The organism is Shewanella sp. KX20019 (genome assembly GCF_016757755.1).
Classification (GTDB): domain Bacteria; phylum Pseudomonadota; class Gammaproteobacteria; order Enterobacterales; family Shewanellaceae; genus Shewanella.
Genome location: NZ_CP068437.1, coordinates 3742391 through 3759141, shown reverse-complemented (window position 1 = coordinate 3759141; position 16751 = coordinate 3742391). Strand labels below are relative to the sequence as shown.

At 42.2% G+C, this 16751-nt stretch carries 16 protein-coding genes; 9 read left to right on the top strand and 7 right to left on the bottom strand.

Features of this window, described 5'->3' with window-relative positions; translation table 11 throughout:
* The first annotated feature begins 225 nt into the window (after window positions 1–225).
* The 3 genes from gltS to JK628_RS16225 all read left to right on the top strand — a co-directional run bounded on the left by gltS (window position 226) and on the right by JK628_RS16225 (window position 2463).
* Window positions 226–1455, top strand: coding sequence for a sodium/glutamate symporter (gene gltS, locus JK628_RS16235; protein ID WP_202285859.1), 1230 nt, complete (start codon window positions 226–228; stop codon window positions 1453–1455).
* Window positions 1456–1565: 110 nt separating this feature from the next.
* On the top strand, window positions 1566–2105 hold the full coding sequence (locus JK628_RS16230) for an RNA polymerase sigma factor (RefSeq protein ID WP_202285857.1): 540 nt from the start codon (window positions 1566–1568) through the stop codon (window positions 2103–2105).
* Window positions 2095–2463, top strand: coding sequence for a DUF6768 family protein (locus tag JK628_RS16225; protein WP_202285855.1), 369 nt, complete (start codon window positions 2095–2097; stop codon window positions 2461–2463). The genes JK628_RS16230 and JK628_RS16225 overlap by 11 nt, the downstream gene beginning before the upstream one ends.
* A 36-nt stretch (window positions 2464–2499) precedes the next feature.
* Here the strand turns inward: JK628_RS16225 and JK628_RS16220 are convergent, their stop codons facing one another.
* The 4 genes from JK628_RS16220 to pepT form a co-directional block, all read right to left on the bottom strand.
* Window positions 2500–3015 (bottom strand): NUDIX hydrolase, encoded by a 516-nt coding sequence (locus JK628_RS16220; protein WP_202285853.1) that lies wholly within the window; start codon window positions 3013–3015, stop codon window positions 2500–2502.
* Between the two features lie 137 nt (window positions 3016–3152).
* On the bottom strand, window positions 3153–3869 hold the full coding sequence (locus JK628_RS16215; RefSeq protein WP_202285851.1) for a tRNA (adenine(22)-N(1))-methyltransferase: 717 nt from the start codon (window positions 3867–3869) through the stop codon (window positions 3153–3155).
* Between the two features lie 81 nt (window positions 3870–3950).
* Window positions 3951–4652 (bottom strand): nucleoside-diphosphate sugar epimerase, encoded by a 702-nt coding sequence (locus JK628_RS16210; RefSeq protein ID WP_202285849.1) that lies wholly within the window; start codon window positions 4650–4652, stop codon window positions 3951–3953.
* Window positions 4653–5029: 377 nt separating this feature from the next.
* The gene (gene pepT / locus JK628_RS16205) at window positions 5030–6262 is read right to left on the bottom strand and encodes a peptidase T (protein WP_202285847.1); all 1233 of its coding nucleotides are present in this window, start codon (window positions 6260–6262) and stop codon (window positions 5030–5032) included.
* A 323-nt stretch (window positions 6263–6585) separates the two neighbouring features.
* Between pepT and JK628_RS16200 the strand changes: the two genes are divergently transcribed.
* Together JK628_RS16200 and JK628_RS16195 are read left to right on the top strand one after the other, a co-directional pair.
* On the top strand, window positions 6586–7356 hold the full coding sequence (locus JK628_RS16200; protein WP_202285845.1) for an ABC transporter permease: 771 nt from the start codon (window positions 6586–6588) through the stop codon (window positions 7354–7356).
* 234 nt (window positions 7357–7590) lie between these two features.
* Window positions 7591–8346: an outer membrane beta-barrel protein gene (locus tag JK628_RS16195; protein ID WP_202285843.1), complete on the top strand. Its 756-nt coding sequence runs from the start codon at window positions 7591–7593 to the stop codon at window positions 8344–8346.
* A 121-nt stretch (window positions 8347–8467) separates the two neighbouring features.
* Here JK628_RS16195 and JK628_RS16190 read toward each other — a convergent pair whose 3' ends face one another.
* A complete protein-coding gene (locus JK628_RS16190; protein WP_202285841.1) occupies window positions 8468–8695 on the bottom strand; it encodes a hypothetical protein in 228 nt (75 codons plus the stop codon).
* A 382-nt stretch (window positions 8696–9077) separates the two neighbouring features.
* On the opposite strand from JK628_RS16190, the gene JK628_RS16185 reads away from it, so the two are divergent.
* The 3 genes from JK628_RS16185 to JK628_RS16175 all read left to right on the top strand — a co-directional run bounded on the left by JK628_RS16185 (window position 9078) and on the right by JK628_RS16175 (window position 12559).
* A complete protein-coding gene (locus JK628_RS16185) occupies window positions 9078–11315 on the top strand; it encodes a sensor domain-containing phosphodiesterase (protein WP_202285839.1) in 2238 nt (745 codons plus the stop codon).
* A gap of 313 nt (window positions 11316–11628) precedes the next feature.
* Window positions 11629–11802, top strand: coding sequence for a pleiotropic regulatory protein RsmS (rsmS, locus tag JK628_RS16180; protein ID WP_237524037.1), 174 nt, complete (start codon window positions 11629–11631; stop codon window positions 11800–11802).
* Window positions 11803–11836: 34 nt separating this feature from the next.
* Window positions 11837–12559: a DUF599 domain-containing protein gene (locus JK628_RS16175; protein ID WP_202285837.1), complete on the top strand. Its 723-nt coding sequence runs from the start codon at window positions 11837–11839 to the stop codon at window positions 12557–12559.
* Here JK628_RS16175 and JK628_RS16170 read toward each other — a convergent pair.
* Window positions 12543–13892, bottom strand: coding sequence for an ABC1 kinase family protein (locus JK628_RS16170; protein WP_202285836.1), 1350 nt, complete (start codon window positions 13890–13892; stop codon window positions 12543–12545). The genes JK628_RS16175 and JK628_RS16170 overlap by 17 nt on opposite strands.
* A 206-nt stretch (window positions 13893–14098) precedes the next feature.
* On the opposite strand from JK628_RS16170, the gene JK628_RS16165 reads away from it, so the two are divergent.
* Entirely contained in the window at window positions 14099–15472 is a 1374-nt protein-coding gene (locus tag JK628_RS16165) for a protein kinase (RefSeq protein WP_202285834.1), read from the top strand.
* A gap of 73 nt (window positions 15473–15545) precedes the next feature.
* Here JK628_RS16165 and JK628_RS16160 read toward each other — a convergent pair whose 3' ends face one another.
* The gene (locus JK628_RS16160) at window positions 15546–16721 is read right to left on the bottom strand and encodes a DUF3300 domain-containing protein (RefSeq protein WP_202285832.1); all 1176 of its coding nucleotides are present in this window, start codon (window positions 16719–16721) and stop codon (window positions 15546–15548) included.
* Window positions 16722–16751: the final 30 nt, after the last annotated feature.

The following is a 16751-nucleotide window of genomic DNA, read 5'->3' as shown; positions in this document are numbered from 1 at the left end:
GTATTTATATTAGAAACGATTGTAATTGACTTCAGTCTACTAGCATTTTCAGTTATCAGCAGAGTGAACACTCTGAAAACTGCTATTGTTATCAAATTGAAACCTGCTAGGTTGAGTATTAAGCCGTATTTTTTAGTTTCCTTAGGTTGAGGGTAGTTACCTATTGAATGTGTTGATTTGTCGATATGCTGAGTTTGGCATCTCTGTTGGGAGTAAATTCGTATTATGGAACCACAATTACTTGAAATAAAAGACTTTGTGTCTTTTACATTAGCCATTATTGCCTTGTTTATTGGTAAGGCAATTATCTCGCGTTATGAGATACTACGTAAGTACAGTATTCCTGAGCCTGTCGTGGGGGGCTTTGCGTGTGCGACAGCTGTTGGCATTTTGTATTACGCATTTGATATTCAAATTGAATTTAACCTAGCGGTTAGAGATACCTTGTTGCTCTACTTTTTTGCTGGTATTGGCTTGAAAGCGGATTTTGCCACGCTGTTAAAGGGTGGCAAACCGTTACTCATTTTAATAGTACTCGCGAGTGTGTTTATATTTCTGCAGAACTTTACCGGCGTTACGGTCGCCACGCTATTTGGTTTAGATCCAAAAGCGGGCTTGATGTCAGGTTCTATCGCGCTCATAGGTGGTGTCGGTACTGCAATGGCCTGGACGCCCACGTTTGTTGAAGAACTAGGGATTGTTAATGCAAGTGAGCTAGGTATCGCATCAAATACTCTTGGGCTGATCTCGGCTTGTGTTATTGGTGGTCCCATTGCCGCTTATTTAATGAAGCGTCATCAAATTAAGGCCAATAATAACGAAGAACTCGATATTGGTGCGAGTCACCAAAGTAATACTTCACATATGAAGGTGGATTATTTTGGTGTGTTGCGTGCTTGGCTCTGGCTCAACGTGACCCTGATTATCGGTTACTTTATTGACCTTGCTATGCAAGAGGCTGGTCTTAAACTGCCGATGTTTGTCGCGTGTTTACTTGCCGGTATAATTATTGGCAATGTAGGTCGTGCAATATTGAATCGACGTAAGCAAAAAGACCGAACTTACATTGAAGATGCTTCGCGTGGCTTATCTTTGATCCAAGATATTTGCCTTGGTATGTTTTTAACCATGGCGTTGATGAGTCTAAAAATTTGGGAGCTTGAAGGCAGTTTATTATACATCTCGGTGATTATGGCGCTGCAAGTGTTCCTTTCTGTGGTGTTTACTATATTTGTAGTATTTCGTTTCATGGGTAAAGACTATGAAGCGGCAGTGATATGTTCCGGTTTTGGCGGAGTCACGCTGGGCTCTACAGCGACGGCAATAGTAAATATGACGGCGGTAAGTCAGCAGTACGGTGCAGCCCATAGAGCATTTATTATTGTGCCGTTAGTCTGTGGTTTCTTTATAGATATAATCAACGCAATGATCATTAATCTGTTTGTCTATTTCTAACTTGGTGTTATGAGAAAAGGGAGCTTTGCTCCCTTTTTTGTTTTTAAATGAACCTTTTCTAGATAGCGGTCGTCTTTATATTAAATGATAAATGGAGTGACACCGAACTGATGCAGCAAGCGCAAGTTGAGTTGTGGGTAATGGAAGCTCAAGCTGGGAGTAAGAAAGCGTTCTCGGCGCTATGTCAGCATTTTTATCCTCGTGCGATAGGATTTGCTATCAAAATAGCGGGTGATATGAATTTGGCACAGGATGCAGTTCAAGATGCTTTGTTAAAGCTATCCAAAACCATTTATAAGCTCGAAGATCCAGCCACCATTAATGCATGGGTGTTTAAGCTGGTACGTTGGCAAGTGTTGGATCATTTAAAGATCCAAAACCGTTACCAAAGTTTAGATGATCTAAAGGCTAATGAGTGCGAGATTGTAGAGGCCGAACATGGCGATGAAATAAAGGAACTTCATCAGGTGTTAATAAGGCTTCCCCCTATAGAAGGGCAGGTGTTATATCTGTTCTATTTGGAGCAATTTAGTATAGCGAAAATTTCAGCAATTTTAGAGATCGCTGAAGGCACTGTTAAGTCGCGTTTATTTAGAGCAAGAAAGTTGTTTAAGCAGTATTTAGAACAGGAGAAAGAGTATGGATATTGATAAAAAAATCCGTGAAGAACTGGCGAGAGAGCAAAAAGAGCTTAGCCAAACCCAAAGGCCTGATGCTTCTTTATTTAGCATGTTAGGCGATGCCTATAAAGGTCGCTTAGGTGGTTGGATGGTGCTGATGAGTATTATTGCTGTGCTTTTAAGTGGCTTAATGCTGTGGTCGGGCTATCAATTCTTTTTTGTGGTTGAAAGCGTGCAAGAGCTTATCCGTTGGGGAGTAACCTTGTTGTTAAGCAGCATGATGCAGATTGCGATTAAGATGTGGACGTTTAACGAGGTTAATCGCAATGCACTGCAGCGAGAAATTAAAAGATTGGAGCTCGCTATTACAATTCAAGGGTCGCAATAGCCTTGGTTAGGGTTTCCTCTGTGGAAGCCCTAATGGCTATAAAAGCTCTTTAACGATGAGCTTAAGCAAGTATGTTTCACGCTCTATCGACATGCCTTTTTTAGGGCTGTTAGCTATCGTATGCTCGTTATGGGCAATGGCTTGATGAATATTAATCCACAGAGGGCGCATGCCGTTTTGGATCTCATGTTCCTCAAGTCGAGTTTCTCCCAGTTCTGGATGAATGGTGCAAACATAGCAATAGGACTCCATATGCACTAAATCAAAATCATCCTTGTACCATGGCCTAAACTCTTCATAACAACCGAATTCAGTTAAGATATCGATATGTTTTGCCCCCGTTTCCTCTTCGAGCTCTCTGACTAGCCCTTGGCGAAGATCTTCCCCCTCATCAACGCCGCCGCCCGGTATGCTGTAATCATGATAACGCTCCGTGTATAGCATTAAGATATTGTCGCCATCAAGAATGATACCGCGCGCGGCTTGGCGATGAAATCGCTTACCCTCAAGGGAGGCTAGTTCAGGGTGAATAGTGGATTTTAATAGCTGCATAGTTCACTTAGAGTTAGGTTGCTAATACCAATCGTATTAATGATTCAGTAATCAGTAATTGTTAAAATGGACAGGTTACTGTGTTTTTGAACCTTATTATTGTCAAAGAGTGCAGATGATGACCTTATTCTTTGATGCTATCTTGTGTTGTTACAGTTTTGAGGCTGCAAGGCTTTATAAGCGTTGATGATCTGCGTTATCTCTATATTTTTGTCTTCATCCTGATTCGGTTTTTGTAATAGACCAACTTGAATACGTTGATAGTGATCCAAGGTTTTTTGCAGGTAACGTAGATCAATTGAGCGAGTAATATCCCACATTTGTTCACCAACCAAGGCGATCGGCAGTTGGGATTGCGTCGATACATGTAGCACTTCGTAAAAACGCTGGTTTTCTTCCATAAGATGTTCGTCAATTAACCCAAGTTGTAGTGTGGCTAAGGCTTTGCGAACCTCAAAGATGTGGTGAACTGGGCAAAGAATAAATTCAAGTGTATGCTGTGGATTTCTTGCCAATATCGCTTGTACTAGTTCAACTAATAGCTCTCCACCCACGCCAGCGATAATCACTAGCTGAGTTTGCTCTTTGTTTGCTAAAGGCAACTGCGCCACATCAATGCAGTGAACTTGCCAACGCTTTGCACCACCGATAGGACTCGGGTAGAAGCGCTCAAGCTTGGTTGACACCTGTTGCATTAGCTCTGGCACCACATCGACAAAGTGGACGGTGTCAGCACTATTATTATCTAATAATTTGGCACCTAATAAGCCATGATCGCAGCAGCAATCCCAAATGTGGTCGTAGCGACTCTGTACCATGCTTGCTATTTTTTCTAGTCGCTGGCTTATCTTCATCTGATCTATGATTAACGCTGTTAAAATGGAAGGGCATTCTAATCTATCTAGCAGTGATATAAAGCCTATAAAGATAGAAAATCACAGCATTGCCTCATTTTGTACTCTAATAAGCCGAAGCGCTGCAGCGTCATCCCCTGATGAAGATGACTTTTCGGCAGTGATCGCCATATTCAACATAGCGTTGGCTACACAGTTGCCGGAGATGGGTTGGTAATGTTTTAACCGCCCGACAAACAGCGGCGAAATAAGCTTGAACACAGATTGGCCGAATGATTCAAGTGGACGACGTTGGGAGCGCAGCCCTAAAAGCAGACTTGGCTGGAACAAAATCAACTTAGCGACAACTTCATCAGCTTGTTCGTCAGAGTCCAAAATAGACGCTAATGCTAATTCGGTTTCACCCTTAATCCGGTTATAAAAAGTACTTGATTGAGCATCAGCCCCAAGTGCTGTAACGACGAGGTTAGTGTTGGCTTGGCATAATTGAACAAAATCGATAACTGCGGTTTTATCTACTGCAATAAACGCTTGTTGACTTCCCGCTTGTTTAATCGTGGTGCCTAAACAGCAAAAAGCCTGATCTATCTTCTCGTCCAGTGCAATAGTGGGTAATTGTACTAATTGGCAGTTGATATATATTACTTCAGTGCCGAGTGATGCTGTATATGGAGCTTCGCGGCGTCCAAATACAAAAATCTTGTTGTAGGCCGCTGAATCGATCAGCTTTTGCAGTAGTAGTTGACCAATTAAGCCTGTTGCACCGATGATTGCAGCATTCATTAAGTATCGATTCGATTAAAAACATTTAGCTTGAAGTGTAGCTGTGAACGGGGTGAATTTGAATCTCTTAATCTTGTTTGCATGAGTGCTTCTTCTGAGGATACATACTAAATTGATGTGAAAGCGGTACTAAAACTCAATCAAATAGACCCTCTCTTCTATTTGCGTCCTTGTTAGTTTGGAAAGTCGAGTAACAAGCAAGGCGGTGTTGTTAGGTAATACGGCACTTATACCCATGACACTAATGCGCCTAGAATTGGACTGGTACAACGCCTCTGAAACGAGCATCTTCAAGTCGGTGGCATAAATGTGGATTAAACTGAGGTTAATCCACATCTGTTTTTGCTGGTGTAGGGTTAAATCACCCTAAAGATGCGTTAACTTAGCGTTTGCTCTATTGCAGTCAGTCTGGCTATCTCAACAATAGTTCGGCTGGCTTTTTCCATCGATTCGAGACATACATACTCGTGCTTACCATGGAAGTTATGTCCGCCGGTGAAGATATTTGGGCAGGGCAACCCCATGTATGACAGGCGTGAACCATCGGTACCGCCGCGGATGGGTTTGATGATGGGCTCAATATCGAGGTTCTTCATCGCTTGCTCAGCTATATCGATAATATGTGGGTGCGGTATTATTTGCTGCTTCATGTTGAGATAGGAGTCCTGTAGCTCAATTGAGAGCAGGCCTATCGGTAGTTCTTGATTATATTTTTCAACTTTCTCTATCAGCCAACGCTTTCGCTGTTCGAAAAGGGTTAAATCAAAGTCGCGGATAATATAGGTTAAGGTCGCTTTTTCAGTTACCCCTTCCATGCCAATAAGGTGGAAAAAGCCATCATAATCGCAACTAAACTCCGGCGTATCTTTTAACGGCATTTTTGCATGAAAGCGAGCGGCCATTGTTTGGGCATTGATCATGACCCCAAATGCAGTGCCTGGGTGACAATTGTTACCTGTTGCGGTGATTACTGCGGTCGCGGCATTAAAGTTTTCATATTCAAGTTCACCAACCTGACCGCCATCGATAGTATAGGCCCATTCTGCGCCAAACCCTTCGACATCAAAATGGTCTGCACCACGACCAATCTCTTCATCTGGAGTAAAACAAAGCCTTAATCTACCGTGAGGGATCTCTGGGTGACTGATGAGGTGATGTAACGCTGTGATTATTTCGGCGATGCCTGCTTTATCGTCACCGCCTAGCAATGTGGTGCCATCAGTGGTGATGAGTGTCTGGCCAACATACTGCTCTAGGCTACTAAATTGGCTCGGAGAGAGAACTTCTTCTAGCCCTAGCGCAATATCTTTACCATTATAGTTTTCGATGATTTGTGGTGAAACTGCATCGCCACTGTAATCAGGTGCTGTATCTAAATGAGCGATAAACCCAATACAAGGTACGTTATCAATAGTTGCCGGTACCGTCGCAGTTAAGTAGCCCTTATCTGAGAGTTGTACCTCATCGAAGCCTAAGCTGACTAGCTCCTGGCGTAGATATTGGGCAAACACAAATTGGTTATGAGTACTTGGGACGCTGTGGTGCTGGCCGTCAGACTGAGTGTTAAAGCTGACATATTTGAGGAAACGCTCACGTAGATGTTGTTTCATATTCAAGTTTTCTAATAACGAAAAGTGGCCAGAGTCTAACAAGGCACAAAACGAATTCATTAGATATTGATCAAGTTTTGTTGAATCCAGAACTAATTTTACAGGCCGATGGTATTAATTACATGACTTTCCTGAAGATGATGTATGTTTAATTTTCCGCTAGATTATTGTTTTTATTACTGAGTATAGTGTCGAAACATAGTTATTATCTCATATTAAGTTTAATCATAAATTTTGTGAGTTTCATTGAATTAGCTACATATTACCCTTCTTTGAGATTATATTGCCCTGTAGCTATTTCAACATTAAATAAAAGGTCTGTGATGGATATTAGCTGGTGGCAGTTGGCAAGTTTTATGACTATTTTGGTGGTTCCCATCGCTATCGAACGTTATTTCGAACTTGGGCTAAGCAGAGACATGTTAAGTGCTGTGGCACGTATGCTGGTTCAGCTTGTCTTAGTGGGGGTTTATCTACAATACCTGTTTGAGCTTAATAGTTTGTCGGTCAATCTATTGTGGTTATTACTGATGCTACTCATTGGTGCCAGTGCCATTGTGAGTAAGGCAAAGTTGTCGAGAAAGTTACTCTATTTTCCCGTTTTAGCCGGTTTATCATTAGGCTTGTTCCCGGTGCTTTGGCTAATGATTGTTTACCTGTTAGCGCCAGACCCCCTTTATAGCGCGCAATACCTCATTCCGGCAGCGGGTATGCTGTTAGGTAATTGCTTGAGCGGCAATATTGTTGCTTTACAACGTCTATTTAGTGCTTTTGAAGATAGAAAAGCTGAATATGAGGGGGCATTGGCTTTAGGGAGTACTTCTTACCAAGCTGCTCTACCTTTCATCCAGTCAGCAATGCAGCAATCATTCGCGCCAATATTAGCGTCAATGGCTACGACGGGTTTAGTGACGCTGCCTGGAATGATGACAGGGCAGATCCTGGGGGGCGTAGACCCTATTATTGCCATTAAGTACCAAATCGTTATTTTGGTTGCCATATTTGTCACCTTGACGGTATCTGTATCTAGCGCGCTGCTATTGAGTGTTAGAACTGTCGTCAGTATTAATGGGCGAGTAAAACCGTCTCAATAGATAAAACACTCCTATGCTTTAGGTTCGTAAAATGGTTGCTTTGTAGGCGGAAATGTTGAGTCATTATATTTCCTTAAATCCTGCTTCATTATTTGGGTGAACTCTCAAAAATCTACTACGCTTGGTAATAGCGATAATTCATCGTCTTAAGAATCTTGGGCCATTCATAAACAGCTACAGGCTCAGTGAAATTGGCTTACCTTTGATTACAGACTGAATGGAAATAGAATAGCTATGTTTAAGTCTCCTATGTTTAAATCGCTAATGTCATGCTTGTTAATGTCACTTTTTTTAATGAGTCATAACGCTAAAGCTGAAACTTGGGAGTTTGAGATATCACCCTATCTATGGCTTGTTAATCAGCAAGGTCAAACTGGTTATATCGATGAGAATGGTATCCCTATCATTGTCGATATGGATATGTCGTTTAGTGATATATTTGAAAATCTAGACAGTGCTGCATTATTGAATGTTCAAGCGAATAAAGGTGATTGGCAGTTTTGGATTGACCTGGTTTACATGAAGCTTAAATATGATACCAAGACTGAGTTTGCCTCAGCTGAACTTAGTGCCAAGCAAAAGATGCTTGATATAGTGGCCGCTTACCGTTTTTCAAAGCAAGCTAATATGGAGTGGTATGCTTTTGCTGGCGGCCGGGTTATCGACATCAGTAATAAACTCGAGGTGCGTTTTTTCGAGCGACGTCGGGATCCTAGTTTTGCTGATGAGTGGTATGATCCGCTTATAGGAATTAAAAACAAGTGGAGCTTTAGTGAAGGGTTTTATCTTATTAGCCGTGCTGATCTGGGGGGATTTGGTATAGGTTCAGATTTATCTTGGGCATTGAACTTGACCATGAATCAAGACTTATCAGAACACTGGGCGCTAAAGTATAGTTTTAGGTATATAGATATTGATTATGATGATAACGATTTCATTTTTGATGTGGCATCAAGCGGTTTTGGTTTGGGGGTAACCTATCAGTTTTAAGGCACTTATTAATCGTGGTTGAAATAACATCAATGTTAAATTAACTAGGCTGCTGAATACCTGAACGCACACGGTGGTTTAAACAGCCTAACTACTTATCTATTGTGTATAAGCCTATATTTTACAACACTATTTCCATATCCAGTTCAATATCAGTGCAGCCCTTTTTACAACGGATCCCTGAAATGGTTTCGTTCTGGCCTTTAACCGGTAACTTCATCTCTAATACTTGCTTGCAAGTCTGGCAAAGTACAGTATTTCCCTTGAACACTCGCTTAATAAGGTTCTTTTGCTCATTAAAGGATTTGGCTGTGGTGTCGTTTATTACTGAGAAATCCATTTTTGCCATCGGGTGTCACCTTAAATATTCTGTTGATAGTGCTTATTAACGATGAGTATATCTAGGCAATTAGTAATGTGAAAGCTAAAGATACTATTCCTGTCGCCTCTGTATAGCTATTTCTGCGAATGATTCCTATTTCATTATACTAATCTGATAGTTAGCCAAGAATCTTACGTTTTAGGCTGTAGTCTTTGTCAGCTATATAAAATGACGACTAGTCATCTATTCTAAAACTTGGCTTTTTAACAATGCTTTAGTTCATTGTATGCAATATGCTAAGTGTATTATCTGATTTTTTCGGATGGTCCTCAATACAGATTGTAAGATGGTGTGTAATGAGTAATATAGGCAGTAATTTTTGACCGATCTGTAGAGCACAAGAATTATAATGAACGCTCATAGTACCAAGAATGAATATCTTCCAAGTCTGATAAAAACCTCAGCAATTAGTGCAAAACGCTATGCGACTATTTTGACTATGTTGCTAAGTGAATCGTCGTTAAAGTCAGTTTTGCATGCGATTGTGCGTCTTATCGAAGAGAAAAATTTTGGTAGTAAAGGCTCGATCTTATTACTCAGTGCAGATGGCAAACGGTTACTAAAAGGGGCTGCGCCGAGTATTGCTGATAGCTACAATAACGCTATTAATGGCATTGAAATAGGCCCTAAAGTGGGTTCTTGTGGTTCGGCTGCTTTTTTGGGGCAAAGGGTCATCGTTGAAGATATTGCAACCCATGAAAACTGGACTCCCTATAGAGAACTATCACTGGCAGTGGGTTTAAAATCCTGTTGGTCTGAACCTATTTTCGGTGCAGAAGGTGATGTTTTGGGGACATTTGCGATGTACTACGATGAAGTGAAAAGCCCTCGCGCAGATGACTTAGCACTGATCTCCGAGGCGGCTTTATTAGCCGGTCTAGCAATTGAGCGAGATCGCTCATCAAGGTTCCAACGCTTATGTGGCGGAATATTTAGTCAAATGCCGTTAGCGCTGTTGATCACCGATTCGAAGGGGACGGTGCTTGATGCTAACCCCTCTTTTTTCGATATTATGCGTTCCACCAAATCTGAACTTGCAGCGTTTGAACCACATCATGTTTTTGGCCCATCCTCACCAACTGCCTTAGCGCGTTTATTTGAACAAATAAAAAGTGGTAACGCCTGGCAAGGGGAGTTAATTGGTCGTCGTGCAGATAACGAACCATTTAATGCTGATGTCAACGTCACCGTTTTTAAAGAAGCTGATGACTCAGAGTATTCATATGCGTGGATTTTTGCTGATATTACCGAGAGAAAAACTGCCGCTGATATTATCCATCATCAAGCTAAATTTGACCCTTTGACTAAACTGGCTAATCGACCGCATCTCTTTGAGAAGATAGAGCAACAAATTAATCTATCAAAATTAGGTTCCAGCGCTGGCTTTAGTTTTATCTTGATGGATCTAGATAATTTTAAACAGATAAATGACAGCTTAGGTCACGAGTTAGGTGATAAAGTACTCACTCAAGTGGCGGATAGAATTAAAAGCTGTCTCGGTGAGCGGGACATCTTGGGGCGTTTGGGTGGTGATGAGTTCGCTCTCATTATCCCCGACGAAGTGCGCCCTGAAGTGATTGCCAATATCGCGATGCAGTTAAATGAAGTCATTTCAAAAGAGTACCAGTTGTACAGTCATCAACGGGTGTTTACTCAATTGAGTGCTGGCATTGCTTGCTTCCCGCAAGATGCTGGTAACTTAGAGCAGCTGTTGAACTGTGCTGATCAAGCGCTGTTTTCAGCTAAGAAGAGTGGCCGCAATCAGTTTCATTTCTTTACTGAGCAGATGCAATCAGATGCAGAGAGAACTGCCAAGTTAAATATCGCGCTTAAACTCGCTATTGAAAACAATGCGTTTGAGCTACATTACCAGCCTATAGTATGTGCCAAGCAACATAAAATACTGCATGTCGAAGCGCTTGTTCGTTGGCGGCATGAAGGGAGGTTAGTAAGGCCTGATGAGTTTATTCCGGCTGCCGAAGCCAGTGGGTTGATCATCGAACTTGGCCGTTGGGTACGCTTTGAAGCGATGAAAACCTTGCTTGAACTTGAAGCATTAGGCTTGGATATCGGCATGTCAATCAACGTATCGACATTTGAGTTTTGGTCCCATGATCTACAAGGTAGTTTGATCAGTTCAATCGCTGATATGGGGAATAAAATGTGCCCAAGTGGTTTCCCATTCCACAAATTAACCTTGGAGATCACCGAGTCTTTGTTAATGAAAGAGCAGGTGCACTTGATCAAATCTTTAAGCCAGTTGCAAGAACTTGGAATTCGAATTGCCATCGATGACTTTGGAACTGGCTATTCATCACTATCCTATTTAAGTGACTTTCCCGTCGAAATTATTAAGATCGATAAAAGCTTTATTCGTGACGTAAATGACAAGAAGCAGGCAACTCTGGTGACGGCAGTTGTTGCCTTGAGTAAGGCATTGAACTTAAAGGTTACGGTCGAAGGCGTTGAAAGCCATTTGCAACTGGCTTTTGTCAATGAGAAGGAGATCGACTTTATCCAAGGATACTTCTTTCATAAACCACTAGAAAAACAAAAGTTGCTTGAAGTATTGGCTGCGGTCTCCTGACATAAGTGAAAGGGCGATGAGAGAGTTGCTTTATTGTGCTCGAGGCAAGTTGCATTTAATCGCTATTAAGTAAGCGATTCTGCCATATGAAGTCCAGTAGCATTATTCTCAATCCTATTCACTAGCCTCAGACTTGCGGGCTAGTTCAAAGCAGATCCAAGCGGAATCTTGATGTTCGGCTTTACTTTTATCAAATCTGTTTTTTAATTCCAATCACGATAGAATAACTTATTAGCGAATAAGCGCGTGTCGCTTATTGATGAGATCTAGCTAAAATTTCTTTAGCTAGGCGTTAAATTGAAGAGGCGAGCGAGTGAGTGACGGTAATAATCAATTGGGGCTGGCAGCTGCGCCTGCAGAAGTTAAATTGGCGGTGGACCTTATTGTTCTCCTCGAATCAAATAATATTGCACCTGAAGTCGCCTTGGCAGCGCTAAAGATTGTGAGTTCAGATCTTGAAAGTAAGCTAAAATCTAAACCTTTATGATATCTATTTATAAACCGCTGCTTATGAGAATGTTATGACTATTTCTGCATTAGATATTAGTGCCATTATGATCTTTGTTTTTAGCTGGGTAGGCTATGCTCGTTTTGCTAAAGGTAAAGCGAAAACCACCAATTGTATTGCGCGTTGCTTGCATCAGCATCGTATTCATTGGATGTATGAGCTAATCGGCAGAGAGATCAGAGTGGGTGAAGCTGCATTGCTAGCCAACCTTGAACGTAACATCTCATTTTTTGCCTCAACCACCATGTTAGTGCTTGCGGGTGTATTAACCCTCTTTGCTCAGGTCGAACGCTTAGAAGCGGTTATCGCCACTATCCCCTATGCTGCTGATCCCAATCATGCTTTGGTACAAGTTAAATTGGGGGTATTGACCTTTATCTTCATCATGGCTTTTTTCCAATTTACTTGGTCGATGCGCCAATATGGATTCCTTAATGTGATGATAGGTGCAGCGCCTTATGATGAAAATGGGCGTAATGAAAATCTGCGTAGCTATGCAAAACAGATGGCAGTAGTGCAAGATCAAGCCGCTCATTCCTACAACTACGGCTTGCGCTGTTACTATTTCGCTATGGCAGCGCTTTGCTGGTTTTTTCATCCGTTACTGCTTATTGCTGCGAGTATATTTGTCGTCGTGACCCTGTATCGACGTGAATTCAAATCAAAAGCGGTTATGGCGATAACTGCCGGCCAAGAGCTACTGAAAGCGGAGCGTAAGATTAAGTATTCATCGTAATGGGTGTTGCCTGTAGTTGCGCTTCGAACAGTTGTTTTACATTGATTTTGGCGCCTATTTGGGATGCCAGTAAGTACAAGCCCGCTAGTTTTCTGTGAATAAATATCGCATCAGCGGGTGGACTATGCCATTCGTTGCGATCCATACTCATGGCCATAGCGGCCTGCTTTATCCTTTTCGCTAACCTATCGTCACCAAAGTCAAAATCCCCCTCAAAGCGCAAAGGTTCACAGGCTAAATAGAAGATATCTAATACCAGAGACTTTTGCTCCGCTGTTATTGCATCTTGGAAGAAACCGATGTTTTGCGCCGCATTTTCCATAGTTTTTCTGTCATTAATAATACTGGCTGCCATAAGTTGTTTATATTGCTCTGACAAAGTACATGGAATGACACGAGTAGCCCCAAAATCTAATAGTACTAATTTGTCTGATGTAGCTTGGTATTGGTAGTTGGCAAAATTGGGATCCGTTTGCATTAGTTTGAATGCAAATAACTCTTTAAAGAATAGTGTTAGTAGCCTTGTTGCAACACGGTTTCGGGTCGCTTGTTCTAGTGTGATGATGGACTCAATGTTTTGTCCATCGACAAACTCCATCACTAGAATATTTTGATTACAAAGCATTGGATAGGCCGCAGGTACGATAAACTCCTCAGCGCTTATCACATTACTGCTGACTAGAGATTGAAAACGCTGCAGCATTGACAGTTCATTTTGATAGTCTGCTTCAACATGGAACTGCTTTTTTGCTTCATCTAGCAGTTGCTTAAACTGAACATTACTCGGGATGAGATTAGACAGCTTGAGCAGCGCGGCAACATTGTCGATATCACTATCAATACTATTGCGGATCCCAGGATATTGTAGTTTTACCGCCAGCTTTTCGCCCGTTGCTAACGTCGCTAAATGCACTTGGCCAATTGATGCTGCTGCAAAAGGGTTAAGGTCGAAATGAGCAAAAGGGCTGAGCCACTCAACGCCCCAACTGTTTTTTAATAAAGTGACTAGCTGTTTGTGTGGCATCGCTTTCGCGTCAGAACGCAGTCGTGACAGAATATCACTCAACTCCTTTGGCAATAACTCTCCGGAGTCCATCGACAACATTTGGCCGACTTTCATCGCTGCGCCCCGAAGTTCGGCAAGTTTGTCCGCCATATGGGTTATGTTTTTCGGTGTCATTACTAATTCGTTTAACGACGGTTTTTGACCTTGGCTAAGTTTTTTAGCCCCTTCAATCAGTACGTTGCCAGCAAGGCGCGAAGCTAACCCACCAACGGAAGAGAACCGAGATAAGCGGCTACTTGGGACTTTAGCCGTTTGTTTGTTTTTCATGGTAACTCAACCTTATGACTTGCCGATTAGCAGATAACATAGTGACGATACTAGCAGATAATTCAGATGCAAAAGAAATACGATAACAAGTAAAATAGATCAGCTGAGCCATGGTTGTTTGCCAGCTTGCTAATCGTCACTTTCTCATTTTTCTTGAATGTATTACCATTGCCGCCATTTTTCATATTTAGGTAGGGCAGTAGATTTTGCAAACATTGGCGCAGTTAACTTCGGGTGAATTAGAAGGCACTAAACGATTAACCCTTGCAGAGAGTTTAAGCGTATTTCCTGAGGCTATTTTTTCACTAGCTAATACCTTAGAGGTGCTAGATCTTTCTGATAACCTGTTGACTGAACTTCCCAGTGATTTTGCACGTTTACAGCACCTTAAGCTGTTGTTCCTGACCAACAATCAGTTTGAACAGATCCCTGCAGCGATAGCGGCTTGCCCTTGCTTGGAGATGATAAGTTTTAAGTCCAACAAGCTAAAGGCTGTAGCGCAAGGGACATTACCTCAGCAAACGCGTTGGCTTATTTTGACTGATAACCAGATAGAATCGTTACCTGACGATATGGGGTCATTGCATCGATTACAAAAATTGGCATTAGCGGGCAATAAGCTTAGTGCTTTACCGACCAGTATGGCCAATTGCCGTAATTTAGAGCTGGCACGACTATCGGCAAATAACTTTTCTCAGTTGCCTAATTGGCTATTTCAATTGCCTAAGCTTGCGTGGTTAGCACTTGATGGTAATCCGCTGAGTAAAGAGGGCGTGAGCACTGCAATAAGCTCTCAGCCTGTACAGCCGATGCAGACTGTTGCATTGACGGATATCGAACTTGGCCAAGTGATTGGTCAAGGGGCATCTGGTGTCATTTATAGTGCCAAATGGTTAAAGCAACCCGAGTCTCTTCATGGTTCAGATCTTAATATTGCCGTTAAGCTGTTTAAAGGTGAGGTGACTAGTGATGGTTATCCAAGTGATGAGCTTGCGTGTTGTTTACAAGCAGGTTCACACCACAATCTGATTAAAGTCGTCGCTCAAATTAACCAAGTTGATAAACTTGGGCTAGTGATGGAACTCATCCCTAGCACGTTTGCGAACTTAGGCTTACCGCCATCACTCAATACTTGCACCAGAGACACTTTTGTAAAAGGTGAATATTTGGGGTTATCGCAGGTATTGTGGATACTGGCTCAAATGGCGGATGCCATGACTCACCTACATAAAAATGGTGTAAGTCATGGTGATGTGTATGCGCATAATACGATGATAAATCATCAAGGAACGATGCTGTTCGGTGATTTTGGTGCGTCGTCCAACTTAAATAAGTTGCCTGAGATACAAAAAGAGGCGATGGAGAGCGTCGAAATTAGGGCGTTTGGTTGCCTTATTGAGGATCTAGTTGAAAACAGATTAGTGCTGGAAGATGAACTGTATCATTTCGCCACTGAATTGAGTCTGCTGAGTCAAGATTGTCTACAGACTGACTTGTCATTTCGTCCACGTTTTAGTGATATTTTTGCATCGCTTAATACCCTCAAAAATAAGCTGACAGCTGCAGTCATTAGCCATTAAGTAAAGTACAGAACCGTTTACTCCATAGACTGAATATCGTCTATGGAGTTGCTTATACCCTATCATCTCAACCTTAATCTCTTCTCTGTTTGTGATGAGTCGTTTTTGAGCTGCTGCGGGCCTGTTGTGGGCTCTGGCTTCGTTGGCTCTTCATTTGCTGATGACTCTTTACCTGTTGATGACTCTTTACTTGCTGGTGGCTCTTAGTTGGTTGATGACTCTTAGCTGGTTGATGGCTTTTTACTGGTCGGCCATTGGCATAGTGAGTATTACGCTGGGCAGGTTGTTGCTTCAGCTTATTGGTAAACTGCATTTCACGGCTTTTATTTATCTGATGAGTCTTTTGACTTCTAACCACCTTACTATGAGCACGGCTCGGGCTATGGCTGTTGTACTTGTGTCTCAAGGCATTATTGCTATAAGCCACACCGCGTCTGTGCTGTGGCTTGTGCGCCCAACGCTTGGCTCCGTGGCTGGTGACAATTCGGCCATGATGGCGATAATGGTGCGAGTTCTTATGATTCACCACCACGACACGGTGGTTGTGCCAGCTAAACGCGCTGAAATAGTAGTTAAAACTAATGTGAATGCCGCTATGCCAGTAAAAATGACCATAGCTCGGTCTGATATAACCAGGGTACATAGTCCAGTAAACGGGTGGGTAGTTATACCAGTACCAGCTGCCATAGACGACTCTCGGGTCATAGTAGGGAACGTATACGACTTCCCTTGTAACTGGTTCAATAACAATCTGGTTATTGACGCGAGTTACCTGCATATTCTCCATATCATCAAGGTTACTTGCATTATCAGCTTGTAGACGCAGTGTTTGAATACTGGCAAGCACCTGAGCCTCATTTTGCAAGAAAGCATCGCCGAGTCCCTGAGTCCACTGCAAATCTTCACTCAACTTTTGTAACACGGTAGGAAAAGCGACTAAGGCGGTCACACTCGGATCCCATTGCATCGCTTCAGCTTTAGTTACTTGATTTTCAGTACTCAGTTGCTGATATTTTTGTTGCCATCGCTGCGCCTCTACCACTTCTAAGGGGTAGGTCGAGGCAATCAAAATATGAGTGAGTAAACTGTCGGGATAGAGTGCAATTGGCGCTAGCATTTGTGCCAACTCGCCTTCACTGGGTTGAGTTTGCTTCGCGCTATCAAAACCTTCTGCGTAGACGTTAGCTGGTGTTAGCCATTGCAAAATGATAACCAGAGACAAGCAACAGCATTGTTTGAAAATATTCATATGCTTTCCTATCGATAATTGACGATAGGG